Source organism: Lysinibacillus sp. IITD104, from assembly GCF_036698265.2.
GTDB lineage: Bacteria > Bacillota > Bacilli > Bacillales_A > Planococcaceae > Lysinibacillus > Lysinibacillus boronitolerans.
On record NZ_JBAHYH020000001.1, the window covers coordinates 2,797,578 to 2,823,389 of the forward strand.

The window sequence follows — 25,812 nt, forward strand, 5'->3', positions numbered from 1 at the left end:
ACTATGCATCCTCCTGAATCGCCATTAACACAGCAGCCTGTGCATGGATAGCCGTTGTATCAAACACAGGAATGCTGACATCCTCCTGCTGAATCAGTAAGCCGATTTCCGTGCAGCCCAAAATTACCCCTTGTGCGCCCGCTTGCACAAGCTCCTCGATCACTTGGCTATAGTACGTTTTAGATGCTGGTACAATGGTGCCAAGACACAATTCATCGTAAATAATTCGGTTTACTTCCATTCTTTCGTTGCTATCAGGTACGATCACCTCTATGCCAAAGCCTTCTACTCTTGCTTTATAAAACGCTTGCTCCATTGTGTACTTTGTGCCAAGCAGTGCAATTTTCTGTAATCCCGCTTCTTTGATTTGCTTAGCTGTGGCATCCGCAATATGTAAAATAGGGATGGTAATAGCAGGCTCGATAACATCAATGACCTTATGCATGGTATTGGTACAAATGATGACTAGATCTGCACCTACCCGCTCAAGTGCTTGTGCAGCTTGAGCTAGAACCTCACCTGCTTTATTCCACTCCCCGTTAGCTTGAAAATGCTCAATTTGCTGGAAATCAACACTAAACAAAATACATTTCGCAGAGTGTAAGCCCCCTAGCCTCTGTTTAACCTGTTCATTGATAAGTCTGTAATATTCAGCAGATGACTCCCAGCTCATCCCACCAATTAAGCCAATTGTTTTCATGTCTACATCACTCCTTTTTCTATTATTATACGCCTCCCTCTCACAAAAATAAGAGAATTTTCCAAAAGCAATATACAAGGTTTGGAAAATAGTATATAAAGTGAATTTTCTCAATTAGCAAATTATAAAATATCAAAATTTTAGCATAATTTATTATTTTAGAAAAGTTAATTTTTAATAAAAAAACAGTGTAGACTAGAGCGTATTGTGAAAGGAGGACAACTTATGGAATGGATTTCAACAATAGTTGATAGCGGAAATAATATGTTATGGACATATATCCTCATTATCTTACTTTTAGCAGCAGGACTATATTTTTCATTCGGTACGAAGTTTGTACAAATTCGTCTTTTTCCTGAAATGTTTCGTTTAATTGTAGAAAAAAGAGAGGGCGATTCGGGGGTTTCTCCGTTCCAAGCCTTTACCATTAGCGCTGCTTCACGTGTCGGTACAGGGAATATTACAGGGGTAGCCTTAGCCATTGGTGTAGGTGGACCTGGTGCAGTATTTTGGATGTGGATAATCGCGATTTTAGGGATGGCCACTGCCTTCATTGAAAGTACCTTAGCACAGGTGTATAAAGTAAAGGATGGCGATACATTCCGTGGTGGTCCCGCCTACTATATGGAGAAAGCGTTAGGTCAACGAAAGCTTGGCATTATTTTTAGTATTTTATTAACATTAAGCTTTGGCTTTATTTTTAATGCTGTGCAATCTAACACAATTGCCACTTCAGTCGGCGAAGCCTTCGATGTAAGTCCTAAGATTATTGGGGCTATACTTGTCGTTTTAACTGCCTTAATTATTTTTGGTGGTGTCCATCGAATTGTAAAGGTGACACAAGTTCTTGTCCCTGTTATGGCCATCTTTTATTTGCTTGTTGCTCTTTTTGTCGTGGTGACCAATTTATCGGAAATCCCCCATGTTTTTTCATTAATTTTCACTCATGCATTTGGCCTACAGGAAGCTGCTGGTGGTGCAATTGGGGCTGCAATCATGCAGGGTGTACGTCGCGGTTTATTTTCCAATGAAGCAGGGATGGGGAGTGTGCCGAATGCTGCGGCAACTGCCAATACTTCACATCCTGCTAAGCAAGGACTTGTACAAAGCTTAGGTGTCTTTTTTGATACGATTATGATTTGTACAGCGACTGCCTTTATCATTATTTTAGCGGGCTTATATGATAAAGGTGAGAGTGATGGTATTATTTTGACGCAAAATTCTTTAGCTGTTCATGTTGGTGATTGGGCTCCTTATTTTATTGCCATCTCCATCATTTTCTTTGCATTTAGTTCGATTATTGGTAATTATTATTATGGTGAATCCAATATTGAGTTTATGGATGCTCATAAAGCTTGGATGTTTTGCTATCGAATTTTAGTGTTAGGTATGGTTATGTTCGGCTCCATTGCACAGGTACAGCTTGTATGGAATCTCGCTGACCTCTTTATGGGGCTGATGGCGCTCATCAATATTGCCATCATTATGATGCTCGGTAAAATTGCCTTCCTTGTGCTAGACGACTTTACTGAGCAACGTAGAGCAGGCAAAAATCCTGTCTTCTACGCAAAATCAATTCCAACCTTAAAAAACACAGACTGTTGGGAAGAAGAAGATCGATAAAATACTTAACGCCACCCCAAAATTTGGGGTGGCGTTGGGCTTTAATATTTAAACTGACTAATCAGTAGCTTTAATTCATCCGCCATATGTGCGAGTGCTTGCGCAGAGGCATTGATTTCCTCCATCGAGGCTAATTGCTCCTCTGTTGATGCTGCTACATCCTCAGACGCCGCTGCATTGCCTTTCGCGGAGAATGCCAAATCTTCGGTTACTGCCGCTACCTCTTGAACACCTGCAGACATTTGCTCAGAGGCTGAAGAGACCTCCTCCATTTTAGGGGTAATTTCATTCATACTTGTCATTATGACTTGGAATTTTGCAATGGCTTCATCGGAAATATGCAATCCATTTTGCACATCCTCTGTAACCTTCGCCATAATGCTGACAGATTGCTCCGTTTCTTGCTGAATGCCTCGGATAAGCTCAAATATTTGTTTAGCTGATTCTTGAGATTGCTCTGCAAGCTTACGCACTTCGTCTGCCACGACTGCAAAGCCTTTCCCATGCTCTCCTGCTCTTGCTGCTTCGATAGCTGCATTTAAAGCCAGTAAATTTGTTTGATCTGCAATGCTTGTAATTACATCTAAAATGGATGTAATTTGCTGAGAGCGTTCATGCAATGTCTGGATTTTCGCATTGGAGTCTGCTACGGATAAATGAATGGATTGCATTTGATCCTTTGTATTTTGGACAGCTTGTCCGCCTTCATCCGCCTGTAATGTCGCATGCTGTGAAAGGTCCGTCACTGCCGAAGAGATTTCTGCAATATGCAGAATGGCAGTAGAAAGCTCATGTAAAGAAGCTGCATTTTTAGTGGCACTCATCGTTTGAGAATCAGCGCTTGTTGCAACATCCTGAATGGAAATCGCCACTTTTTCTGTTGCAATGCTTGTCTGATTGGCATTGGCGGTTAGCTCTTCTGCTGAAGAAGCAACCTCCTCTGCATTTTGTTCAATTTTTTGAATAAGTGTCCGTAAGCTTTCCTGCATATCATTAAAGGCTTGTCCTAATTGGCCAATCTCATCTTTTGACGTAATCGTTACCACTTCCGTAAGATCGCCTTTGCTGATCGTAACCGCACTATCCTTTAAGGCTTTAATCGGTTTAATGACAGCCTTCATTACAAAATAAAAAATAATGGAACTGATGATAATTGCTGCGATGAGGACTAGAATCGTATGGTATAAAATCGAGGAAGCAGACTCATCAATTTCTTTAGCAAAAATCGTTCCTGTTATTTTCCAATTTGTCAGTTCATTTGTCGTATAGAATAATAAACGATCATCACCATTAAAGACATATTCATACGTACCTGATGGACTTTCGTACATTTTATCAAGGAAGCTTTCTTTCAGCTCCCCTCCCGCTTCAAGTGTAGGATGTGAAATGACCATCTTGTCTTCTCCAAAAATAGAAGGATACCCATTTTTTCCGATTCGAATTGAATCAGCAATTTTTTGAAGATCGGTTAATTTAATATCAATTGCCACAACTCCAGCATGATCCTTCGTCTGCTTAGCAACTGTTACCACCATATCACCCGTCCCCGCATCCTTGTAAGGGTTGGTGATTAAGGTTTCTCCTTTTAAAGCTGTCGCCTCTTTATACCAATCTCGATCTAATGGATTATAATCTGCACTATTCAATTTTGGCTCCTGTGTAAATCGACCGTCATTCATGCCAATATAAACACTTAATACATCTGCATTAAGCTTTGTATATTGCTGAAATTTAGCCACAATAGAAGCTTGTGCTTCTTCATATTGGCGCGCATCTATTTCACTACTAAACACATTGATGTCACTCATTTTCTCACTAATCGTTTTGTCAATGAGTTTATTTAAAATGCCTACACTTTCATTGGCACTAAATAAGATTTCTTCTTCAATCGAGTCTTTTGCAGATAAATAAGACAAACTCCCAACAGATATGACAGGGATAAGTAATACTAGCGCGAATAGCGTATAAAGCTTGCCCTTAAAACTGCTAAATAGTTTCTTCATATATCAATCTCCTTTTGATTCCTCTCCCTCTCTTTATCTGCTTAACATTTCTCCCAAAGCTTTTATCGGACGAAAAAAATTTTTTCTAACATTTTTACGATTTTCATATTATTCAGGCTTTACCGACAAATAAAAACCCCTGTAACTAGACAGGGGTAAATTGGATTTAGTATTTAAACGACTGAATGGATTCTTGCAGGTCTATCGCCATCTTTGCTAGATGGGTAGAGGCTGCTGCTACCTCCTCCATCGCTGCATTTTGTTCCTCTGAAGAGGCTGCAACACTTTGCACATGATGGCTTGATTTCATCGACACTTCACTAATATAGTCGATTTCTTGCACTAACTTTTCAATATCTTGCTGGATTGTTCGAATGGCTGCGGTAACTAGCTCGGTCTGTGCTTGTACATCATTAATGGCATCATCAATTTGTATAAAATTATCCCTTGCCACATTGACCTTTTCACGACCTACATGAACAGAATCATTACTATTGACCATATCTTCCTCGATAATCCTCGTGCTATCTGTAATTTGGACCACTACTTTTTCAATATCGACTGCAGCAAGATTTGACTCATCTGCTAGCTTGCGGACTTCCTCTGCCACAACAGCAAAGCCTTTTCCATGCTCCCCGCTCCTTGCCGCTTCAATGGAAGCATTGATCGCTAGTAAATTGGTCTGTGTCGCTATACTCTTAATGACATTTACTGCTGATACAATTGCTGCTGTATTGTCATCTAAATCTTGCACCCGTGTATTCAGCTCACTTGTGTTGGCAGAGATTTCATTCATTTGCGCTGTAACATCATGCACAGAAGTACGACCTGTATGTGCCATATTTTTCGTGTCGACTGTTGCCTGATTCACGCTTTGTATGCTTGCAGAAATATCATTCATTTTCTTCAAAATATGAGCAGATAAATTTCGTACATCACCAGTTAAAATATCCTGCTGATCAATACCTTGTGCAATATCATGAATAGATTCTGTTACCACCTCTGTCGCCTGTGTAACCTCCATGCTACTTGCTGTTAGCTGTTCGGATGTTGCGGCAACTTGCTCAGAGGAGTTTCCGACTTGTTTCATCATCAGTCGAAGCTTTTCTGACATACTATTGAAGGAATCGGCTAAGTGCGCAAACTCATCCTTGGTTTTAAATTGTAAATGCGTTTGCAAATTCCCTTCCGAAAACTTATCCATTTCAACCACGGTTTGTTGAATATTTTTTGCGATCCGTCTACCGAATAGTGTCGCAATGATAATGCTTATAAGTAGAGAAATAGCCACTAGAATCATAATTTCGAGGCCACTTCTCTCTCCTTTTTGCTTGGTAGCCTCAATATGAGCCTGCATATCTTCTTGCTGAGCTGTAGCCATCGTTTTTCCAAAGACAACCAATTTCTGAGAGCCCTCACCTAAAATTGGTAAAGCCATTTGTTGTGCTTGCTGGTGATCCCCTCGTTGATAAAGAGGCACAATCTGCCCATCTATAGCCTTTTCCCAGTCGTCAAGCTGCGCTAAAAATTGGTCAAAATCTTGATTGCGATCGCCTATTTCTTGAAGTCGATTAATCGACGTATGTAAGGTATTTCGGATTTCATGATGATTGTTGAGCATTTCTTCCTTGCCATATAACATATACCCACGAATAGCCGCATTCGCTCGTACGGTTTGGAACGAGATATCTTGATATAAATGGATTAATTCCGTATTGTCTTCGATTTCTGCTAATGTCTGATTATTATTATTCAAGTAGTACATAGCAATCCCTGAAATAAGCAGTAAAAAGATGAGGACAATACCAAAAGCAAATTGCAATTTCCGTTCCACAGTTAGTCTCATATGATTCCCTCTATTCTTCTATAATCCACTTGAGTATAGCCTACCTAAACCTATTAGCCTATAAAATCTATGCTTCTCCTCCTAAACTATCGCTAAAATTTAACAATAATGAGAATTTCGCATCTAATCTATTGACAATAATATCCACTATTTTACTAGTTGAAATAGGAAGTAATCATTTGGAAACCATAGAGATAACACCAAAAGAGCGGGAGAAGCAGAAGCATTTTCAGAAAATGACCTCTTTTTTCTAAAAACTCTCGAATGCCTGAAGTCAGCATCATCGCACTCAGTAATAGTAAGCTATGTTGAGCCCCATAAATCTGCATAGAGAATGTGATGACCAAGGGCAGGATGGCTGGATAAATAGAATCTGCTAGTGATCTTTTTTCCCTCGTATTGGAGGGAATGCTTTCTTTCTCTGTGGATTTAGCGGCTGTTAGTATCTTTGCAAGCATATAGACAAGACCAAAAAATAAAATTGTATAAACAATAAATAATAGCCACGACATTTTGCTTTTCTCATTTAACAAATGAAAATAATCCTCAGCTTCTTGTGCTTGCAGTACATAATACAATCCTGTTTTTTGATCCATTAGGAAGAATCGTTCATCCTCGACTATTACTTTCAAGGCTGTTTCCTTGCCATTATGGAACCGTATGTATAAATCACTTACTGCTTCATGGTCAACTGGTCGACTGCTAAAATTCTTTTTAGTTTGTAAAATTTGCTGAAGGCGATCTGTATCTTTCACCTCATAGCGGTCGACGTAGAATACTTGCTTTAATGGATATAAATATTGCTCTTTGCCATTACTTCCAGACAAATACCAAGCCTCTTTAATCGATTGAATGGGGGTATGCAGCGGCACTAGCTCCTCCCGCTGCCTTTCATTGTAAAGGAAGAGTAGTAGTGTGCTTATACTCAAAACAATGCCCAGAATAAGTGTATAAATATAACCACCCTTGTGCACTTTATCACCTCCTTTACCACTTTACATTTATAGTAATTATTGTCATATACGATTTACTACTCTAATAAGTTTCAGCTATACTTAAATAGAGGTGATGATATATGAGTAGACCAGAATTATACGTACATTTAGTAGTCGGTCCTGATTGTGATTTTGAATCCATGGCCATTCGAGCGGCACTGGAATCCTTTGGTGCAAGCGTGACACTTGATTTAATTGGCAGACCAAATGATTTAATTGATATTTTATCTGGAAATGATCTTCCTCACAAAATGGATTATTTGCTATTGAACTTTCACGGCGATGAGGGGCGCTTTTGTCTGCCTGAGCTAGGAGAAGAGGTATATGAAGAAAATGAACCAAGGAGTATCTATTTTGAACCGCAGGATGTCTTAACCTATTGTCAGCTACAGGGTGTCAAGGTCATTGCAGCAGGCTGTACATTAGGCTGGCAGCAGCTAGCGACAGCCTTTTTAGAGAGTGGCTGTCATTCCTACCTAGCACCTGATGATTATATTGAGGGTAATGCTAATCTCATGTTTCTAATTCACTTTTTCTATGAGATAATCACAAATCATAGAAGTCAGCAGGAGGCCTTTGAACTGGCTCAAGCGACCGATCTAGAAACAGCCCTATACAAGCTTTATTTAGCAGAAAAAAGATCGTAGCACCTACTACTGGCTACGATCTTTTTTCGTTAGCGTTGATGTATGTCTAGCATGGCTTCTGTAAAGGCTTGTGACTGTCCTTTAGGAATACTGAGTGTTTGCCAATCAGAGCCCTTTACCTGTTTGGCTATATAAATGATTTGACCGACGTGCTGTGCATAGTGCGCCATTTGTCTTTCAATGGCATCAATGACCCCTAGCTGCTCCCCTCTAATCGTAACATGCCCCTGTAAATCGGATTCTGTTAAACTCGCCAAGGTTTCTAAAAACACTTGCCAACCCTTGTCCCAAGCTGAGATGATTGCTTCTTTGGTGTGAAGACTATCCTCAAACTCATCATCCCGATTTCTCGTAGGCTTTTCTCCATCTGTCGTTAAAAAATCTGTCCAGCGAGAAATCATATTACCACTTACATGCTTTACAATCACTGCAATACTATTGGATTCTTCATTGTATGCCCAGTGTAATTGTGCCTCTTCCATTTGGGCAAGCGTTTTATCCCCTAGCTCTTTCACACTTTGAAATCTTTTCTGAACAACTTGTAAATAGGTTTGTGCAATTGTCATAGTCGAACCTCCATCCCCTCTTTTCTATCATTCTATTATAGCTCAAGTGAAATGTCTCATGACTTATTCGCCAAGAATAAAATCTCTTGCAAGGATCGCCATTTTTTCTTGAACCTCCTGTGGGTCTCCATCAAGTTGATACCCGATATGATAGACATAGCCGTTATAGTAAGAATAAAACTCATTGGCTCTAGTAGCCATCTGATAGATTCGCTTATCCGCTTCATCGTAATTATAGTAAATATACAAATAACCTCTCTCTGGTAACATCTCCCGATAATACAGAGGATTCATAAAGTTTAAGCCTATATTTGAAACGTTCATCCCTAAAGTTTCTTCCATATTTTTCGACTTCACATAGCTCGCCAAGGGATTATACTTTACATTTGTCACGGTAAAATTAATAAATTGTAAATCCACCCCAGTGGAGGATTTTTCTTTAAAGCTAAATTGAAATTGCGTTTGTTTGCTACCATCCTCCATTTGTGCTGAAACTGCATAGACCTCCTGTATATTTGGTTGAAATGGTAAATTTTCAGGATCCGTGAGATGAACGACATCCTCCAGTGATGTTGCTACTGATTGCATAGCCTCTAAACCTTGAAGTGGTGCATAATATTGGATATGCTTTGCCTGACTTAAATAATTAGCAAGCGGAAGAAAATTACTGTATGCTGTGTCTTTTCCCTCCACTTCTGTTTGAAAAAACTTCGTGAATGTAGGTGGTTCCCCTTCATCCTGTGTCACCAGCTCATCCATCGGTTTTGCAGCTTGCCAGGCAATGAATAATAAAATGGAGCAGGTAATCATCATCGTCACGACACGATATATCCACTTTGACTTGGCCATAACAGGCTCATGCTGAATTTGTTGTCGAACCTTATGAATAATGGCTTCCTTATGTGCTGAAACATCTTGTAGTACCTGCATTGTATGCTTATCCATGGAAAAGTACCTCCCACTCAATATGTTGTAACTCTACTTTTAATAGCTCCTTTCCTTTCTTTAAACGAGATTTCACAGTACCTTCAGGAATCGCAAGTAGTTCCGCAATCTCCTTAATCGTCATCTCCTCCAAGTAAAAATAGACAATCGCTTCTCGTGGCTTGAGAGGTAAGCGTAAAATAGCATCATCTAACAGTGCTTGTTCATCTTGACGAATCAGTGTGTCCTGCAATATTAATTTTTGTTTGGTAAAAAATTTATGCTGAAATGTTATTTTTCTGTATGCCCAGCTTTTTAAATAATCCTTGCATTTATTGATTGTCATGCGAGCAAGGTATGCCTTCATCTCTCCTCGTTCCTCATAGTGTTTTTGATGATAGAACTTAATAAAAACATCCTGTACAATATCCTCAGCTATTTGTAAATCCTTTGTATAGTAATATGCAATTCGAAACAATTGCTCCGTATGTATAGCCATTAGCTGCTCGAATTTTTCATGATCAGCCACGCCATCACCCTCCTTCTACACTATAAACGACTCCCAACCAGAAAAAGATTATTTTCCCACCATAAAAAAAACCGCCTCAACCCTTTGAGACGGTTTACTGTTACTTTATAAATTTTCATCAATATATGTTTCGATATCAGAAGCTATCGTATCAATCGGTACATCTTCTATGTTTTCAGCATAGCCATTATACATTTTGACGAGGACACCATCTTTATCGACTAAGAAAAATTGATTACCATGAATGACTTGGTCACTGTTAGGGTGGTTTTTCACTAAAATCTTTGTATTTTTCACCGCAAATTGTTCGATATATTTCTGTGAATACCCTGTAAGAAGGTTCCATTTAGATTCATCTGGAACATTGTATTTACTAAGATAATTCGCTAGCACATCTGGCTGATCTACATCTGGGTCAACTGAAAAGGCAACGATGTTATAGTCCTCTACTCCTTTTTTCTGGAGCTTTTCTTGGACTTGTGCCATGTTTAATGACATGGGCGGACAGATCGACACACAGTTTGTGAAAATATACATGCCAATCCAAGGCTTACCTTTTAAGCTTTCAAGCGAAACCGTTTCACCACGTTGATTAACATGTTCAAAATCGGGTATTTCTAGACTATAATCTGCTTTAAATTTTGAATTTCCACATGCGCCTAGCACAGATGCACAGGCTAACAGCAGCACTAGCCCTATTAACTTATGTTTCATGTCAACACTCTCCCTAACCTACACTCTCCCCATCCTAACGTAGGTTGTAAGCGTTGACAAGAACTTCTAAGTGACAGCTTTCGTACATCTTTGTGAAATCCATTTCATTTTAATGAAACAAGCGCAGCATGAATCGCATCAAGCTTTACTTCGACGCGGTGCAATAAATAAAATGACACTAAAATCGGAAAACCGATATCGGATATCATGTTCAACCACTGTTCCATTTGCCTCCTCCTCTCTCACGTTAAAAATGGTCTTTGCACTTCTCGTAGCAAAGACCATTACTGAGTTATTCTGTTGCTACTTCAAATTCCGTTACTTGACGATCTACAATACGAGCTCCCTTGATGGCTGACAGAGCACCACCTTGCCCAGTAAAAACATTTTTAGCCATAATCGTTGCCATTGCCTGCTGAATTTCAGTCACTGTAATATTCGGCTTGGGTGCATCAATCGAAAGGGTTGTCGTTTTTCCATCAGTTGTTGCAAATTGCAATTCTAGAACTTGTGTCATTCTGTGATCCCTCCTTAAGATAAATCGTGTGTTTCCTGTTTCGCAATGCCAGCCAGTGACTGTGATGAAAGACTAGCAATGGCATGAGCAACAGCTAACAAATCGTCCGCGCTATGGGTGTTGTTAATATTTCGATACGATTTCGTTGTGAACGTAGGCTCATTGTTCTCATCATAGCCATCCACATACTTGAGACGAAGTGTAGCATTTACAAAGTTAACATTAGCCATATAGCATCACCTCCCTTCTGCACACTATATAAAGGCGAATTGCTAAAAAAGGGACATTAAGGATGAATTTTTTTTCGGAAGCTTTTATAATAGAGTGAGAGAAGGCAAAGAGGTGAACGATTTGTTACAAGGTTGGTTTTTATGGTTTATTTTATTTTGGGTTGTCGTCCTCATTTCATTGATGGCTATTGGCGGATTCTTCATGTTCCGCAAATTTTTAAAAGCACTCCCAAAGCAGGATGGAAAATCAGATTTAGATTGGCAAGAATATTATTTAGATAAAACCGTTCACTTGTGGGGACAAGCTGAAAAAGAATTACTCTATGAACTCGTAAGCCCTGTCCCTGAGCTTTTTAGACAAGTGGCGAAGGAAAAGATTGCAGGAAAAATTGGCGAGCTCGCATTAGAAGAAAAAGCAGCTGCCATTAACAATGACCTCATTATTCGCGGCTATATCCAAGCAACACCAAAACGCGATCACAAATTTTTACGCAAAAAATTAGAGCAAATGCAAATTGACATCTCCCCCTATGAACATCTATTCGAATAAGTAAACGCTGCACAAAGATTTGTGCAGCGTTTTTACTTAGCTATAGGGATATTATCCTAACCTGTGTTTTTATGAGGCTTTCCTGCACTTGGCTAGTTTTATCCTCTTCATTTGGACTCCTATCCATGCTTTGCTGTTCTATCCGCTACTTTTGAGGTTGTATCCGTCACTTTTTAGATGCTATCCTGCACTTTTCTAATTTTATCCTCTTCATTTGGACTCCTATCCACGCTTTGCTGCTTTATCCGCTACTTTTGAATTTTTATCCGCTACTTTTTAGATGCTATCCTGCTCTTTGGCTACTTTTTAGATGCTATCCTGCTCTTTGCTAATTTTATCCTCTACATTTGGACTCCTATCCGCGCTTTACTGCTCTATCCGCTACTTTTGAGGTTCTATCCGTCACTTTTTAGATGCTATCCTGCTCTTTGCTAATTTTATCCCCTACATTTGGACTCCTATCCGCGCTTTGCTGCTCTATCCTCTACTTATGAAATTTTATCCGCTACTTTTAAGCTGCTATCCTGCTCTTTGCTAGCTTTATCCTCTTCATTTGGACTTCTATCCACGCTTTGCTGTTCTATCCGCTACTTTTGAGGTTTTATCCGCTACTTTTTAGATGCTATCCTATACTTGGCTAGCTTTATCCTCTTCATTTGGACTCCTATCCACGCTTTGCTGTTCTATCCGCTACTTTTGAGGTTTTATCCGTCACTTTTTAGATGCTATCCTGCACTTTGCTAATTTTATCCTCTTCATTTGGACTCCTATCCACGCTTTGCTGTTCTATCCGCTACTCTTGAGGTTCTATCCGTCACTTTTAAGATGCTTTCCTGCTCTTTGCTAGCTTTATCCTCTTCATTTGGACTCCTATCCGCGCTTTGCTGTTTTATCCGCTACTTTTAAGCTGCTATCCTGCTCTTTGCTAGCTTTATCCTCTTCATTTGGACTCCTATCCACGCTTTGCTGCTTTATCCGCTACTTTTAAGCTGCTATCCTGCTCTTTGCTAGCTTTATCCTCTACATTTGGACTCCTATCCGCGCTTTGCTGCTCTATCCGCTACTTTTGAGGTTCTATCCGTCACTTTGCTATCCTATACTTGGCTAGCTTTATCCTCTACATTTGGACTCCTATCCATGCTTTGCTGTTTTATCCGCTACTTTTAAGATGCTATCCTGCTCTTTGCTACTTTATCCCCTACATTTGGACTCCTATCCACACTTTGCTGTTCTATCCGCTACTTTTGAGGCTTTATCCGTCACTTTTTAGATGCTATCCTGCTCTTTGCTAGTTCTATCCTCTACATTTGGACTCCTATCCGCGCTTACAAGCATAAAAAAACTACACTAGCTTCAGCACTAGTGTAGTTTTGGAATTGTTTTTTTGACGCGTTTAAACTGGATGAGCATTGCGATACGCCAGGGTACTAACATGGCAAAGGCTAAAATCCAGAACATACCTGCTAATTCACCGACATCGATGGAGCTACTTAAAATCATTTTCGCCACCACTCGGAATATTAACAATCCGATTAATATAAAAACAAATGCTTTTGAACGCTTTAAATAAATATCTCGACCTTTTACTTCAAATTTAGAAGTAGCAATTAATATTGTCGAGAACACCATTCCTACCGCTGCCGCCTCTAAGATTTGCATCGGTGGTACACGGAATTGCTCGAATAAAAACATCAATGCACCTGAGGACATCGCTATTGGTGGAATAATAATTTTCTTCTCATTTGTCGGCATTTTGGAAGCTCTCATTCGTATGACCATCACAAAGCTTCCCATAAGAATGGCCATAATGGTCGACCCTATAACATAATAGTGAGAAGGGATACTGCTTAACATAAAAAATCCTCCTCTAATGTCTAATTAACAATTTTGCCCCAGTAATTGATCAGCTACAGCCTTTAATCTTTCCGGCTCGAACGGCTTTGTGATAAAATCCTTTGCCCCACTCTCAATCGCTTCTACGATTAATTTTTGCTGACCTAGTGCAGTTACCATAATGATTTTCGCATCTGGAAATTCTGGGATGATTTTTTTTACGGCTGCAATACCTGTCATAACGGGCATCGTTACATCCATTGTGACTAAATCTGGTTGTAACTCACGATACATCGCCACAGCTTCCTTACCATTTACTGCCTTACCGACTACCTCATAGCCCCATTCTGTAAACATATTACTGATTGCAACACGCATAAATAGCGTATCGTCTACTACTAAAACTGTAGGCACATGTTCATCTCCCTCCACGTTAAAGTTCGGTATGCCTCTTTAGTTTAACAAATTAAAAGCCTGTAAATCCACCGAAAATAGGCTGTAAAACGCGTGTAATATACGTTAAGCCATCAAAGAATAATAAAATCCCAACGGCAATCATGATGTACCCGCCGATTTTTACAATTTTCTGGCTGTGTGTACGAATCCACGTCATTCGTGAAATGAAGAAAGATAGCACGAAGAATGGAATGGCGAACCCTAAATAATACGCAAACATATAGCTAAAGCCCGCACCTGGGTTTGTACTTGCTAACATGATAATCGATGCAAGGATGGGTCCTGTACATGGTGTCCAGCCTGCCGCAAAGGCAATACCAATTAAGACAGACCCAAAATAGCCAGATGGTCTATTTTTAAATTGGAACTTTCGATCCTTCATTAAGAAGTCTATTTGCAATAATCCTACTATCATTAAACCGAATACGACGATTAAAATAGCCCCAACCTGTCGTAATAATGTTTGATAATTCAGGAAGAATTCTGCTGCATATGAAGCACTTAGTCCAATAATGATAAAGATAATGGAAAAGCCTAGTAAAAAGAATAGTGTGTGGAAAATGGCACGTTTTTGTAGCATACCTTTTTCTGATTTTAGCTCATCTAATGTCATACCCGTTATGTACGATAAAAATGCTGGATACAGTGGGAGAGTACACGGTGAAATGAAACTTAAGAACCCTGCACCAAAAGCTAAAAATACGTTAATATCAGATCCCATATTTTTTATTCGCTCCTTACATTTACTGCATCCATCGTACCAAAAATCAAAATAAAAAGCGCCCTTCTAATTTGTGAACGTTTCATGGCAAAATAATGAGATTTTTAAGAAGTCCCATCAAGCTACTTCTGCATTATGCGCTCCTGTTGATTTTCTGTCAACAAAATCCGCTAATCTTCCCCCTTTTCAAAGAGAGTTTAGCTGCTTTTCTACCTTTTTCTTGACAGTGTCGATTACTTGTCGTTAATGTTGAAAGAAGCTGCTGTATTTCAAATTCACTATCACGACCGTATTATAGTAAGAAACCATTTATTTTTTCATTCATCATCCAATCTATCTGAAAACCAAGTCATCTGATGACCGTATTATAGGTTTATATGATCCCTGATTTTTTCCTCAAATTTCGACAATCCTCTACCCTACACAAAGTGTTCATGTTAAACCATGAGTAAATGACTTATTTTCATGTATAATGATGATAGCAAATGAGCGAAAAAAGAGGTGTAGCCCTTGGAATTAAGAAAGATTAGACCAAAAAAGATCTATGAAGAAGTATCCGAAATATTACATGAAAAAATACGAGCTGGTGTCCTAAAGCCAGGCGATCGGCTTGACTCAGTGGAGCAGCTTGCCGAGCAATTGCAAGTGAGTCGTTCCGCTGTACGGGAGGCATTATCTGCATTAAAAGCTATGGGATTGATTGAAATTAAACAAGGCTCTGGAACGTTTGTCAAAAGTGTACCAGCCCATCAGCTTGACTTTCCATTATCCACAGCTATGTTAACGAATAGACAGGATATTGCTCATTTACTAGAAGTGCGCAAAATTATTGAGGTGGGAGCAGCAGGACGTGCAGCCCTCCAACGTACAGATCAGGATATTCAGGCAATGCTACAAATTTTAGAGGATATGAAGCAGGCACATGGTGATGGCGAGCTTGGTGAAAAAGTAGATTATCAATTTCATGCAGCTATTTCCAATGCCTCTCAAAATCCCCTACTCACTACAATTTTAAATCAAATTTCTGGTTTAATGATCGAAACGATGAAAGAGACACGGCGAATTTGGTTATACTCACAAAAAACAACGAGCGAACAATTATATGATGAACATATGCAGATTTTCCTCGCGATTAAACAGCAAAATGAAGAGCTAGCCAAGCATGCGATGGCATCTCATTTAAGCAATGTTGAAAAAGTGCTATTACAATATTTCGAAACAACCGAATCCAATTCACACTAAAAACTACCTAGTACACGCTAGGTAGTTTTTCTTTTCTGAAAATTCATTAAAAAACGTTTTCAGTCTTTCAAATTTGTTGTATGATTAAAATATCGATAAGTCATCTGATGACCAGTTGTTTTAAAAAAGGAGCGATGAATATGAAAGTCACACTGTTCGCCACTTGCTTAGTGGATATGTTTCAAGGGAATGTGGGAAAAGCAGTTGTCGAAGTATTAGAAAGACTTGGCTGTGACATTGATTTTCCAGAGGATCAAATATGTTGTGGACAGCCTGCTTACAATAGCGGCTATGTCAAGGAATCGAAAAATGCGATGAAAAAAATGATTACAGCCTTTGAACATGCTGAATATGTTGTCTCTCCTTCTGGTTCCTGCGCTTATATGTTGAAGGAATATCCAGCAGTGTTTAAAGGAGACCCAATATGGGAGCCAAAAGCGCAAACATTAGCAGCTAAAACCTATGAGTTCACAGAATTTATTGTCAACGTGTTAAAGACAGAAGATGTGGGAGCGCGTCTAGAAGGCAAAGCTACTTACCATACGTCATGCCATATGACAAGATTGCTTGGTGTGACGGAGGCACCCTTGCAATTATTAAAGAACGTCAAGGGCTTACATTATGTGGACCTCCCTGGCAAGGATCGATGCTGCGGATTTGGCGGTACCTTTTCAGTTAAAATGGGCAATATTTCTGGAGAAATGGTCAATGAAAAAGTGCTGAATGTGGAAGAAACAGGCGCTGACATTTTAATAGGCGCAGACGCCGGCTGCTTATTGAATATCGGTGGTCGCATTCAACGTCAGGATAAGCCGATTAAAGTGATGCATATTGCAGAAGTATTAAATTGCCGATAAGAGGGGGAAATAAACATGGCCATGAAAACAAGTGATGATCGGTTTCAACAACGTGTCACGAAAGAGCTAGATAATCAATTTATGCGTCGTGCAGTTTCGAGTGCCCAAGAACGTTTTCAAACACGTCGCCTTCAACAAGCAGAGGAATTAGGACATTGGGAAGAATGGCGTTCTCATGGAGAGGAAATTCGCAAGCATGTTTTAGCAAATCTTGATTATTACCTTTATCAATTAAGTGAAAATGTTGCTAAACGAGGTGGGCATGTGTTCTTTGCGCAAACTGCACAGGAAGCAACCGACTATATTCAAAGCATTGCCAAAAAGAAAAATGCGGCAAAAATTGTGAAATCCAAATCAATGGTGACAGAAGAAATTAACTTAAATACAGCTTTAGAAGCGCTTGGTTGTGAAGTGATTGAGACGGACCTAGGTGAATATATTTTGCAGGTGGCAGATCACGAGCCCCCTTCGCATATCGTGGCGCCAGCCTTGCATAAAAATAAGGAGCAAATTCGAGATGTTTTTAAGGAAAAACAAGGCTACAGTCAAACAGAAAAGCCAGAGGAACTTGCCCTTTATGTACGTGAAAAATTACGACAGGAATATTTAACAGCCGATATTGGTATTACAGGCTGTAATTTTGCTATTGCTGAAAGTGGCTCGATTACACTCGTTACGAATGAGGGCAATGCTGATTTAGTAACAGCGCTACCCAAAACACAAATCACAGTTATGGGAATGGAAAGAATAGTTCCTACATTTGAAGAAATGGAGGTCCTTGTTAGTTTATTAACAAGAAGTGCTGTCGGTCAAAAGCTAACGAGCTATATTACAACGTTAACAGGCGTAAAGGACGAAGAGGATACGGATGGACCAGAGGAATTTCATTTAGTTATTGTTGATAATGGACGCTCGGCTATTTTAGGTAGTGAATTCCAGCCTATTTTACAATGCATTCGCTGTGCTGCCTGTGTTAATGCTTGCCCTGTCTATCGTCATGTGGGTGGGCATACGTATGGCTCTATCTACTCTGGACCTGTAGGTGTTGTGCTCTCTCCACTTTTAGGAGGCTACGATGATTTTAAAGAACTGCCCTATGCTTCTACATTGTGCGGTGCTTGTACAGATGCATGCCCTGTTAAAATTCCATTACATCAGCTCATTCATCGCCATCGTCAGGTCATTGTTGAAAATGAGGGCAAGGCACCTATCTCTGAAAAGCTTTTAATGAAGGCATTTGGACTAGGGGCTTCCTCCCCTACCCTTTATAAAATGGCGACAAAAATGGCTGCACCTGCCATGTCTCCATTTACCAAAGACAAGACCATTTCTAAAGGGCCAGGCCCATTAAAAGCCTGGACCGAGGCAAGGGATTTTCCTGCCCCGAGTAAAGACAGCTTTAGAGACTGGATGAAGCATCGTACAAAAGGAGGCGAGCAATAATGACTGGTATGATTCAGCAGCGAGAAACCTTTTTAGCAAATATCGCGAAGCAACTCGGACGTTCGCCTAAGACAGAACTTCCACGACCAACTTGGCAGTATCAGCCTCAAGATCGTGTGCTCAAAGATGCGACAAAGGATGAATTGGTAGAAATATTAATCCAGCAGTGCGCCAACATTCATACCGATATTGTCATTTCTAGTACTGCCACACTTCCACAGGATTTACAGAAAGTTGTTGATAATTATGGAGGTCAGTCCGTTATTACATGGAAGGATAAACGTTTCCAAGATTATGGATTATCCGCGCTTATGAACGAACAATGGTCCCAAGCCAATATTCAGCTTTATGAATGGGATCCACAGCATCCTGAGGAAAATATACGACAAGCTGAAAAGGCAAATATCGGAATGACAATTAGTGAAATGACGTTAGCAGAATCGGGAACTGCCGTGCTCTTTAGTAGCAAAGATAAAGGGAGAAGCATTAGCTTTTTACCCGAAAAGTCGATCATTTTCATTCCTAAAAGTACAATTGTACCTCGTATGACACAGGCAGCACGCTGGATTAGTGAAAAAATCCGTCAGGGTGAAAAAATTGCTTCCTGTATTAACTTTATTACGGGACCAAGCAACTCAGCCGATATCGAAATGATTCTTATCGTTGGAGTTCATGGTCCTATTCAAGCAACCTATATTGTCATTGAGGATCAGTAAAAGAACAGGCATGCAGTGAAATGCATGCCTGTTCTTTTACGTTGTTGTGTTCGCGACCCCTTCTGGTAGAGCTGCTTTTTCATAATACTCTGGATGTGCCTCTTTTAAAATAGAGGAGCGCAGCATCACAAGTGAAATGATAATAATAATGATACTCGTTACTGGTAAAATAATCGTTGCTGGTAATGTATCATATAACATGCCATAGACTACCATACCAATCGGCATCATGGACATCGCCATCGTCTCCATTAGCCCAAAAACACGCCCACGGTACTCTTCCGCAATGATTTTTTGCATATACACCCCGATGGGCATATTAATCCCTATTTCGAAAATTGCGAAAATAAAGTAAATGATGAGATAGAAGATCACGATAGCAATATAGGAAAAATCAGTGACTAATGGGATGACTGCTAAGCCAACACTTCCCGCCAATAGTAATAAGCTGATTTTGGAAAAGCGTAAAGGGACCTTTACTTCAGGTCTTGTTGCGAAATAAAGGGATGCCAAGAGCATACCTAATGCACCAGACGCTTCAATAAAGCCAAAGTGTGTAGATTTTACTTTTAGCAATTCAATAATGATGTACGTTCCTCCAACAGCGATGGCAGAAAAGAATAGGTTGATCCACAATGCAACCCACATAATGGTCTTAATGACGTTACGTTGCTTGATATAATGAAAACCACTTTTCAGCCCTTCCCACATCTTTTCTTTTTTCGTATCTTCCCCTCTTGTACTATAAAGGTTAAAATCCATTGTTGCCTCTAAACAAAAGGCAATCGCATAGGCCACCATATTCACCATTAAAAATACATCCATATTAAAAAATCCATACATCATACCACCAATGACTGGTCCTCCAATTGCAGCTACAGACATTGACATTTGGTTAAATGACATCGCACGCTGTAATCGCTCTGGATTGACAAGTGTGGCAATAGCCGATGAAAACGTTACACCAGAAAAGGCTGAGCAAATCGTATTAAAAACAGTAGCTATGTAAATAGCATAAACGGACATTCCTACTGTTTCTGTATAAAGCAGTAATCCCCCTACTGTCAAAATGGTGCCTGCCTGTGCTAGTAAAATCGTACGCTTTTTTGAAAAATTATCTGCGACATAGCCAGCTAATGGTGCCACAAGAGCGCGTGGTAATACGGAACAAATCATATTGGTAGCAAAGCTCATTGCTGACCCAGTCATCGCTAAAATATACAAGCTGAAACCAAATGCCATGACATTTGCACCCAACATGGCAATCATTTTACTCGCAGTGAACGTCCATAAGTGGTAGGTCGCCTTTTTTAATTTTTCTACCTCATTCATTTAAACCCCTCCTTTATTTAACTAAATTAAAAAGTTTAATTAAGTTAAACAAAATATACCATAGCTCCCTCTTTTCACGCAAGCAAAAGTTTAATATAATTAAACAAAAGGAGGCGAGGCAGTGGACTCTTTAGGCACACGAATTCGCAAATTAAGGAAAGAACAAAAATTAACATTAGAGGCACTCGCCGGTGATCGTCTAACTAAAGGAATGTTAAGCCAAATAGAAAATGATAAGGCCAAGCCTTCCATGGAAAGCCTTGACTATATTGCTGAACGTTTAGGTGTAAAAGCTAGTGAATTACTGGAAGAAGTAACGCCATCCTCCATTCGCCAGCTATTAGAACAGGTGGAAAGTTTATTTGCAGAAGTAAAACGTGGAGATGCCGATCATCATCAAGAAATTGTCGATTTAATAAAGCCGTCTGTGGAGGGCCTACCTCAAAGTTATGAAGCTGGCCGTTTATTGTATATTTACGCAGATGCCCAGTATGAAGCAGGATTAACAACATGGGAAGTCCCGCTTCAGCAAGCCCGCACTATTTTTAAGGAAATTAATTTACTCAGCCATTGGTTCAAAACCTTTATCCTAGAGATGGCTATTTTAGCAGCAAAACGTCAATATACATTGGCTTACGATCGTATCTTACAGGCAAAAGACATTATCGAACAAGAGGACTATCAGCTTGATTCTCGTGATGCCTTATTAATGACTTATTATACAAGTATTTTCCAACTTGCAATTGGTGAACATGAGGAAGGGAAAAAATTAATTCAAGAGACGATTGCCAATGCTCATAAAAACCAACTGTTCTATCAGATTGATAATATGTACAGAATTGGAGCCTATTGTGCGATGATTGATCATGATTTTGAACAAACCAATCATATGTTTATGAAACTGGAGCAATATCAGGCATTTGCTGAACGTGTTGAGGTTGATGCTTTTATTTTTGTATTGAAGGCACATTATTATAATAATTACAGCAATAATTTTGAGCAGGCTCTGATCGAAATAGAACGTTTTAATCAGCTTCGACACGATGATTATTTAGACAAGCTTGATCCAAACTTTTATTATGCTGAAAAAGGAAAATCCTTATATTTACTTGGTCGTTATGAGGAAGCGAAAGCTGCATTTGAACAGTATAAACACATCCCGATCTATATTAGTCATCCATATGATATTTTAAGCTTAAATGAATGCTTTTCCTATAAAGCCCTTTGCTATGCACATTTTGGTGAGCTAACAACAGCCTATGAAATTGCAAAAATGGCCTATACTGATTCATTGGATTTAGTGGATTTACCCTATAAACGAAAAATCGAGGAAGTCTATCGAACGATTAAGGCACAGATTGATTCCATAACCTAATGAGTAAAGGGATTGCACGAGGCTGTGCAATCCCTTGTTTTTATTGCTGACGATCGTTCTTAATTTGTTTATGGATCTTGCGTAACGCTTTTTTCGAACCACGCTCGATATCGTGCTGAAGCTTCCGATCCTGATAGTCTACAAATAATGTCTCTAAATCATATCCCTCAGGGTATAACTCTGTTGCAGGTAATTCAAGAGCAAGTCGCTTTACGTTCACTTCTAGTATTTGCCCCTGATAGAATACCCTGACATTATTGTACGGATTCATTTCTTCATATACCAATCCCACATCATCATAGTCCAATAATTTCACACGATCCCCTTTGGCAAATGTATAAACTGCTGCCAAGCTTTTTTTCTCTTCTTTAGGCTTACGAATTTTACTGTCCTGAACGAGCGTCAGCTGATATTCTTTATTATTTATATAATCCTTCGCTCTTTGTAAAACAGCTTCGCGGACATTCATTTTTTTGGAAATCCATAAAGCATTGCTTTCTCCAGACGTGCCGATGAGTAATTGATACAAAGGCTCTAATGTTTCAGCATGAAAGCGCATTGCTGCATTCATAAAATCAGGATGCATTTCAGAAAATCGTTTAATTTCACCATAATGTGTAGTTGCCACAGTTATACAGCCCATTTGATAAAATTCCTCTAGTATCGCAATGGCTAGTGCTGCTCCTTCATTTGGCTCTGTTCCACTGCCAATTTCATCAAACAGTAAGAGTGTATGATTATTAGCAGCTCTCATAATATCGGAAAGATTTTTCATATGAGAAGAAAACGTACTAAGTGCATTCTCTATACTTTGATTATCGCCAATATCAACAAAGATATGATCAAATACAGCCATTTCCGTTCCTTCGTCCGCTACAATATGGAAGCCTGACATTGTAGCTAATGTTAAAAGGCCAATGGTTTTCAACACAACCGTTTTCCCGCCAGCGTTTGGCCCTGTAATAATTAAGCTACGGTAGTCTTTCGCGATGGAAAATTGAAGGGGTACCGCATTTCCTGGTAGTAATGGGTGCTTACCATTGATCAGTTGAATATAACCATAATCATTTATAAGCGGCTCCCTACCACCTATTTGTCTACTGAACTTCGCTTTGGCAAAAACCATATCGTATTGACTGATCAACTCCATGTTAATGGTGATGGCATGCAGATGTTCCATCAATAGCCCTGATAAAGACGCTAAAATCTGATATTCCTCCACCGCTTCCTCAGCCTTTAAGGTAGCTAATTCAACATTTAATTTAGCGACAACACTTGGCTCCATAAAAACGGTTGCCCCTTTTGAGGAAATTTCAACGACTGTTCCCTGTACATGATTTTTATAGGTCGCCTTAATCGGAATCGTATAGCGATCATCCTTTTGACTAATAAAAAATTCCTGGATATACGGTTTATTGGCACTGTTATTTAAAAATTTCGTTAAACGTTCTTTTATTTTTTCCTCTGTCGTTTCCATATGATGACGGATGCGTTTTAATTCACGACTAGCAGCCGAATCTACACGATTGGCTTTGATCGCAAAATTTATCTCCTCCTCCACGCTTTTAAATTCAGCCATAGAATGAGCGTAAGAGGAAAGAACAGGCGCAAAAAATGCCTTATCTAACATAAATTTTTTGATGTTGCGGCAGCCTCTTAAAAAATCAGAGATACTCACTAGCTCACTGGGATCTAGAAGCATTCCCTTTTCAAGCTTAGTCATAATATGCTCAATATTCGATACCCCTAAAAACGGAACATGCCCCTCTGCATCCAATATTGCACGAGCTTCTGTTGTTTCATTCAACCGATTTTTTACCACTGTTAAGCTTGAGCTTGGCATTAATTTATCTAAAAGCTGTTTTCCTAACCCGCTGACACAGTAGGATTTAACGATGTCCTTTAATTCATGATATTGTAATTTTTCAAGTGTAGTATTATTCATTTCTTTTTGCTCCCCATTGTCATGTTTTATCATACATGAAGATACCTACCCAATATTAGATAGCAATGATGGTTTAAACAACATAAAAAAGCTGTGAGGAATCCCCACAGCTCTATCTTTAAAAGGCGCGTTTTCTCGGCATCACAAATAAAACTTCATCTAATTGAAGTTTCTATCCTTTATGCCACGCTTAATAAAGTATTGTAGGTATCTACATAGGTTGTTGAAATAGGTCCATGACAAAATAAGGGGTGTTCATAACATATATCCCCTGCTGTCGTCATCGCCACTATTTCATTCAATTTTTACCTAGTTAGAACCTACCGCACTCACAAAAAGCACCTCTCATTAATTGATCATTGTTATCTAATTATTGACATTTTACTATATGCTGGCATGAAAGTAAAGGTGCCTACGCTTCAAAAGGTTTTCTCCTAATTTTGTCGAATCTATCAAAAAGACTCTATTTGGAGGGAGTACCTAAATGCAACAAAAGACTCCCCTTTGCCTGTTTACCATTATTTTTTTATTAATTTTTATAATCCCTACAGCCTCTGCCACATCAACTGTGATTGATGAAAGAAACGCAATGGGCTTTCATTATGCAGTCTTGCATGAGAATGACCACTTTAAGTGGAATGAGAGTCAAGACAATGCAATATAGAGTAAGCCGTGAATAAGTTACACGCTACATTCATTGTTAGCCTCATCCTACTCAGTGCACTCCTAATGGCTGCCATTATTTGTTGGCTATTCTATAGAAAGCAAAAGCATGAACTGAAAAATCCAGCAGCCATCGTAACCGTTTTACCATTCGTTCTAGCGATTTTAATAGTTTTCAAACAGGCACTTCATCTCAACCAGACAATTCAAGAAGCTACCTTTATTTTTTACCATATTAGTGGATGAATTTTATTGATCTTTAAAATACGATTAAACAAAATAGCGGGCAATCCGATAAAGAAATAAAAAAGTTTTGTGCATTACAAAGCGAAGTGGTAAAAGTTACCTAAAAAAAGACCTGTAGAAAAATCTACAAGTCTTTTACGAAACTGATTTATGATGGGCTTTTCTTGTTTCGATAATTTTAGAACCAGAAAATAAGAGTAATGCTGCCCAAATAATGCTGAATGCAAGGAGCTCAACCTGACTAAATGGCTCTTTGTATAGCACGATGCCTAAAATCAGGACAATGGTTGGCGATACATATTGGATAAACCCTAGTAAGTATAAAGGTATATTTTGTGCACCCTTCGCAAATAAAATAAGCGGGACGGCTGTTACTAAGCCACTGAAGATCATCAAAATATCTGTTTTAACATCGACATGTAAAAACGAAGCTTGATGTGTAGCAAAAAGATAAACATAATAGCCTAATGCAAAGGGTAAAATCAATAACGTTTCAATGGCTAGCCCTCTTGTTGCATCCAATGTAATTTTCTTTTTCAGCACACCATAAATTGCGAAGGATAGCGCAATCAATAAAGCTACCCACGGGACAGAGCCATAATTCATTGTTAAAATAATCACCGCAATAAAAGCAATTCCTGTCGCTACCCATTGTGCACGACTGAGCGATTCTTTAAAGAAAATCACCCCAAAGATTACAGACAAGAGCGGATTAATATAATAACCTAAGCTCGTTTCAATGAGATGATTATGCGTCACTGCCCAAATATATAAATACCAGTTCATTGAAATGACAAAGGACGCACCCGCAAGCTGCCAGAAGTGCTTTTGATGTGACCATAAATATTTTAAATCTGCTACGAGGTCATGACGCATGCGAAATACGATCACTGCCAGCACTGTAAAGACAAAGGACCAAATGACACGGGATAATAAAATCTCCATACTTGGTACATGCTCAAGTAATTTCCAATATAGTGGGAATGCTCCCCAAAAGGCATAGGCAAAAAAGGCAGCCAAAACTCCTTTTTTCTCATTTGACATGATACTAACGCTCCTACTCTTATTGAAATCGGTCAACGATTTCCTATAATCTTAAACTAGTTAAAGAATAGACTCATTATAGGACTTTGAGTAGC

General features: G+C 39.2%; 27 protein-coding genes. 10 read left to right on the forward strand and 17 right to left on the reverse strand.

Features of this window, described 5'->3' with window-relative positions; all coding sequences use genetic code 11:
- Position 1: 1 nt before the first annotated feature.
- A complete protein-coding gene (locus V1L66_RS14380; protein WP_333005740.1) occupies positions 2 to 700 on the reverse strand; it encodes an aspartate/glutamate racemase family protein in 699 nt (232 codons plus the stop codon).
- A 225-nt stretch (positions 701 to 925) separates the two neighbouring features.
- Here V1L66_RS14380 and V1L66_RS14385 point away from each other — a divergent pair, with 225 nt between their 5' ends.
- A complete protein-coding gene (locus V1L66_RS14385; RefSeq protein WP_333005741.1) occupies positions 926 to 2,323 on the forward strand; it encodes an alanine/glycine:cation symporter family protein in 1,398 nt (465 codons plus the stop codon).
- 41 nt (positions 2,324 to 2,364) lie between these two features.
- Here V1L66_RS14385 and V1L66_RS14390 read toward each other — a convergent pair whose 3' ends face one another.
- From V1L66_RS14390 to V1L66_RS14400, 3 genes are all read right to left on the reverse strand, one after another.
- Complete coding sequence (locus V1L66_RS14390; RefSeq protein WP_333005743.1) at positions 2,365 to 4,326, reverse strand: methyl-accepting chemotaxis protein; 1,962 nt, start codon at positions 4,324 to 4,326, stop codon at positions 2,365 to 2,367.
- A gap of 166 nt (positions 4,327 to 4,492) precedes the next feature.
- On the reverse strand, positions 4,493 to 6,172 hold the full coding sequence (locus V1L66_RS14395) for a methyl-accepting chemotaxis protein (RefSeq protein WP_333005744.1): 1,680 nt from the start codon (positions 6,170 to 6,172) through the stop codon (positions 4,493 to 4,495).
- Between the two features lie 155 nt (positions 6,173 to 6,327).
- Positions 6,328 to 7,146: a hypothetical protein gene (locus V1L66_RS14400; protein WP_333005746.1), complete on the reverse strand. Its 819-nt coding sequence runs from the start codon at positions 7,144 to 7,146 to the stop codon at positions 6,328 to 6,330.
- 101 nt (positions 7,147 to 7,247) lie between these two features.
- Here V1L66_RS14400 and V1L66_RS14405 point away from each other — a divergent pair, with 101 nt between their 5' ends.
- Positions 7,248 to 7,814 carry a hypothetical protein gene (locus V1L66_RS14405; RefSeq protein ID WP_036081540.1) on the forward strand — a complete coding sequence of 189 codons (567 nt, stop codon included), beginning with the start codon at positions 7,248 to 7,250 and terminating at the stop codon, positions 7,812 to 7,814.
- Between the two features lie 29 nt (positions 7,815 to 7,843).
- Here the strand turns inward: V1L66_RS14405 and V1L66_RS14410 are convergent, their stop codons facing one another.
- The 7 genes from V1L66_RS14410 to V1L66_RS14440 form a co-directional block, all read right to left on the reverse strand.
- A complete protein-coding gene (locus tag V1L66_RS14410; protein ID WP_036081543.1) occupies positions 7,844 to 8,380 on the reverse strand; it encodes a DUF1572 family protein in 537 nt (178 codons plus the stop codon).
- A 63-nt stretch (positions 8,381 to 8,443) separates the two neighbouring features.
- Positions 8,444 to 9,325 (reverse strand): hypothetical protein, encoded by an 882-nt coding sequence (locus tag V1L66_RS14415; protein WP_036081545.1) that lies wholly within the window; start codon positions 9,323 to 9,325, stop codon positions 8,444 to 8,446.
- A complete protein-coding gene (locus V1L66_RS14420) occupies positions 9,318 to 9,833 on the reverse strand; it encodes a sigma-70 family RNA polymerase sigma factor (RefSeq protein WP_312125959.1) in 516 nt (171 codons plus the stop codon). The genes V1L66_RS14415 and V1L66_RS14420 overlap by 8 nt, the downstream gene beginning before the upstream one ends.
- A 105-nt stretch (positions 9,834 to 9,938) precedes the next feature.
- A complete protein-coding gene (locus tag V1L66_RS14425; protein WP_036081548.1) occupies positions 9,939 to 10,547 on the reverse strand; it encodes an SCO family protein in 609 nt (202 codons plus the stop codon).
- 104 nt (positions 10,548 to 10,651) lie between these two features.
- Entirely contained in the window at positions 10,652 to 10,774 is a 123-nt protein-coding gene (locus tag V1L66_RS14430) for a YvrJ family protein (protein WP_004229459.1), read from the reverse strand.
- 65 nt (positions 10,775 to 10,839) lie between these two features.
- The gene (locus V1L66_RS14435) at positions 10,840 to 11,064 is read right to left on the reverse strand and encodes a DUF2922 domain-containing protein (protein ID WP_036081551.1); all 225 of its coding nucleotides are present in this window, start codon (positions 11,062 to 11,064) and stop codon (positions 10,840 to 10,842) included.
- Positions 11,065 to 11,078: 14 nt separating this feature from the next.
- Complete coding sequence (locus V1L66_RS14440; RefSeq protein WP_258860086.1) at positions 11,079 to 11,294, reverse strand: DUF1659 domain-containing protein; 216 nt, start codon at positions 11,292 to 11,294, stop codon at positions 11,079 to 11,081.
- Positions 11,295 to 11,415: 121 nt separating this feature from the next.
- Here V1L66_RS14440 and V1L66_RS14445 point away from each other — a divergent pair, with 121 nt between their 5' ends.
- Positions 11,416 to 11,844 (forward strand): DUF2621 domain-containing protein, encoded by a 429-nt coding sequence (locus V1L66_RS14445; protein WP_004229468.1) that lies wholly within the window; start codon positions 11,416 to 11,418, stop codon positions 11,842 to 11,844.
- Positions 11,845 to 13,203: 1,359 nt separating this feature from the next.
- Here the strand turns inward: V1L66_RS14445 and V1L66_RS14450 are convergent.
- Genes V1L66_RS14450 through V1L66_RS14460 form a run of 3 tightly spaced genes read right to left on the reverse strand, consistent with a single transcriptional unit; the run spans position 13,204 to position 14,854 of the window.
- A complete protein-coding gene (locus tag V1L66_RS14450; RefSeq protein ID WP_016995207.1) occupies positions 13,204 to 13,698 on the reverse strand; it encodes a CcdC family protein in 495 nt (164 codons plus the stop codon).
- A gap of 24 nt (positions 13,699 to 13,722) precedes the next feature.
- The gene (locus tag V1L66_RS14455) at positions 13,723 to 14,109 is read right to left on the reverse strand and encodes a response regulator (protein ID WP_004229473.1); all 387 of its coding nucleotides are present in this window, start codon (positions 14,107 to 14,109) and stop codon (positions 13,723 to 13,725) included.
- Positions 14,110 to 14,143: 34 nt separating this feature from the next.
- The gene (locus V1L66_RS14460) at positions 14,144 to 14,854 is read right to left on the reverse strand and encodes a cytochrome c biogenesis CcdA family protein (RefSeq protein WP_016995208.1); all 711 of its coding nucleotides are present in this window, start codon (positions 14,852 to 14,854) and stop codon (positions 14,144 to 14,146) included.
- A gap of 510 nt (positions 14,855 to 15,364) precedes the next feature.
- Here V1L66_RS14460 and V1L66_RS14465 point away from each other — a divergent pair.
- The 4 genes from V1L66_RS14465 (at position 15,365) to V1L66_RS14480 (ending at position 19,112) form a co-directional block, all read left to right on the forward strand.
- Entirely contained in the window at positions 15,365 to 16,096 is a 732-nt protein-coding gene (locus V1L66_RS14465) for a FadR/GntR family transcriptional regulator (protein WP_333005753.1), read from the forward strand.
- 140 nt (positions 16,097 to 16,236) lie between these two features.
- Entirely contained in the window at positions 16,237 to 16,953 is a 717-nt protein-coding gene (locus tag V1L66_RS14470) for a (Fe-S)-binding protein (protein WP_016995210.1), read from the forward strand.
- Positions 16,954 to 16,968: 15 nt separating this feature from the next.
- Positions 16,969 to 18,396: a LutB/LldF family L-lactate oxidation iron-sulfur protein gene (locus tag V1L66_RS14475; protein ID WP_016995211.1), complete on the forward strand. Its 1,428-nt coding sequence runs from the start codon at positions 16,969 to 16,971 to the stop codon at positions 18,394 to 18,396.
- Complete coding sequence (locus V1L66_RS14480) at positions 18,396 to 19,112, forward strand: lactate utilization protein C (protein WP_016995212.1); 717 nt, start codon at positions 18,396 to 18,398, stop codon at positions 19,110 to 19,112. Before V1L66_RS14475 ends, V1L66_RS14480 begins: the two co-directional genes overlap by 1 nt.
- A gap of 36 nt (positions 19,113 to 19,148) precedes the next feature.
- Here the strand turns inward: V1L66_RS14480 and V1L66_RS14485 are convergent, their stop codons facing one another.
- Positions 19,149 to 20,444, reverse strand: coding sequence for an MFS transporter (locus V1L66_RS14485; RefSeq protein WP_333005754.1), 1,296 nt, complete (start codon positions 20,442 to 20,444; stop codon positions 19,149 to 19,151).
- 121 nt (positions 20,445 to 20,565) lie between these two features.
- On the opposite strand from V1L66_RS14485, the gene V1L66_RS14490 reads away from it, so the two are divergent.
- Positions 20,566 to 21,819 (forward strand): helix-turn-helix domain-containing protein, encoded by a 1,254-nt coding sequence (locus V1L66_RS14490; protein ID WP_016995213.1) that lies wholly within the window; start codon positions 20,566 to 20,568, stop codon positions 21,817 to 21,819.
- Between the two features lie 40 nt (positions 21,820 to 21,859).
- Here the strand turns inward: V1L66_RS14490 and V1L66_RS14495 are convergent, their stop codons facing one another.
- The gene (locus V1L66_RS14495) at positions 21,860 to 23,764 is read right to left on the reverse strand and encodes an endonuclease MutS2 (RefSeq protein ID WP_026023545.1); all 1,905 of its coding nucleotides are present in this window, start codon (positions 23,762 to 23,764) and stop codon (positions 21,860 to 21,862) included.
- A gap of 484 nt (positions 23,765 to 24,248) precedes the next feature.
- Between V1L66_RS14495 and V1L66_RS14500 the strand changes: the two genes are divergently transcribed.
- Together V1L66_RS14500 and V1L66_RS14505 are read left to right on the forward strand one after the other, a co-directional pair.
- On the forward strand, positions 24,249 to 24,428 hold the full coding sequence (locus tag V1L66_RS14500) for a hypothetical protein (RefSeq protein WP_409072228.1): 180 nt from the start codon (positions 24,249 to 24,251) through the stop codon (positions 24,426 to 24,428).
- Positions 24,429 to 24,436: 8 nt separating this feature from the next.
- Positions 24,437 to 24,673 carry a hypothetical protein gene (locus V1L66_RS14505; RefSeq protein ID WP_333005756.1) on the forward strand — a complete coding sequence of 79 codons (237 nt, stop codon included), beginning with the start codon at positions 24,437 to 24,439 and terminating at the stop codon, positions 24,671 to 24,673.
- Between the two features lie 135 nt (positions 24,674 to 24,808).
- Here the strand turns inward: V1L66_RS14505 and rarD are convergent, their stop codons facing one another.
- Entirely contained in the window at positions 24,809 to 25,717 is a 909-nt protein-coding gene (gene rarD, locus V1L66_RS14510; protein WP_036076361.1) for an EamA family transporter RarD, read from the reverse strand.
- Between the last annotated feature and the right edge of the window lie 95 nt (positions 25,718 to 25,812).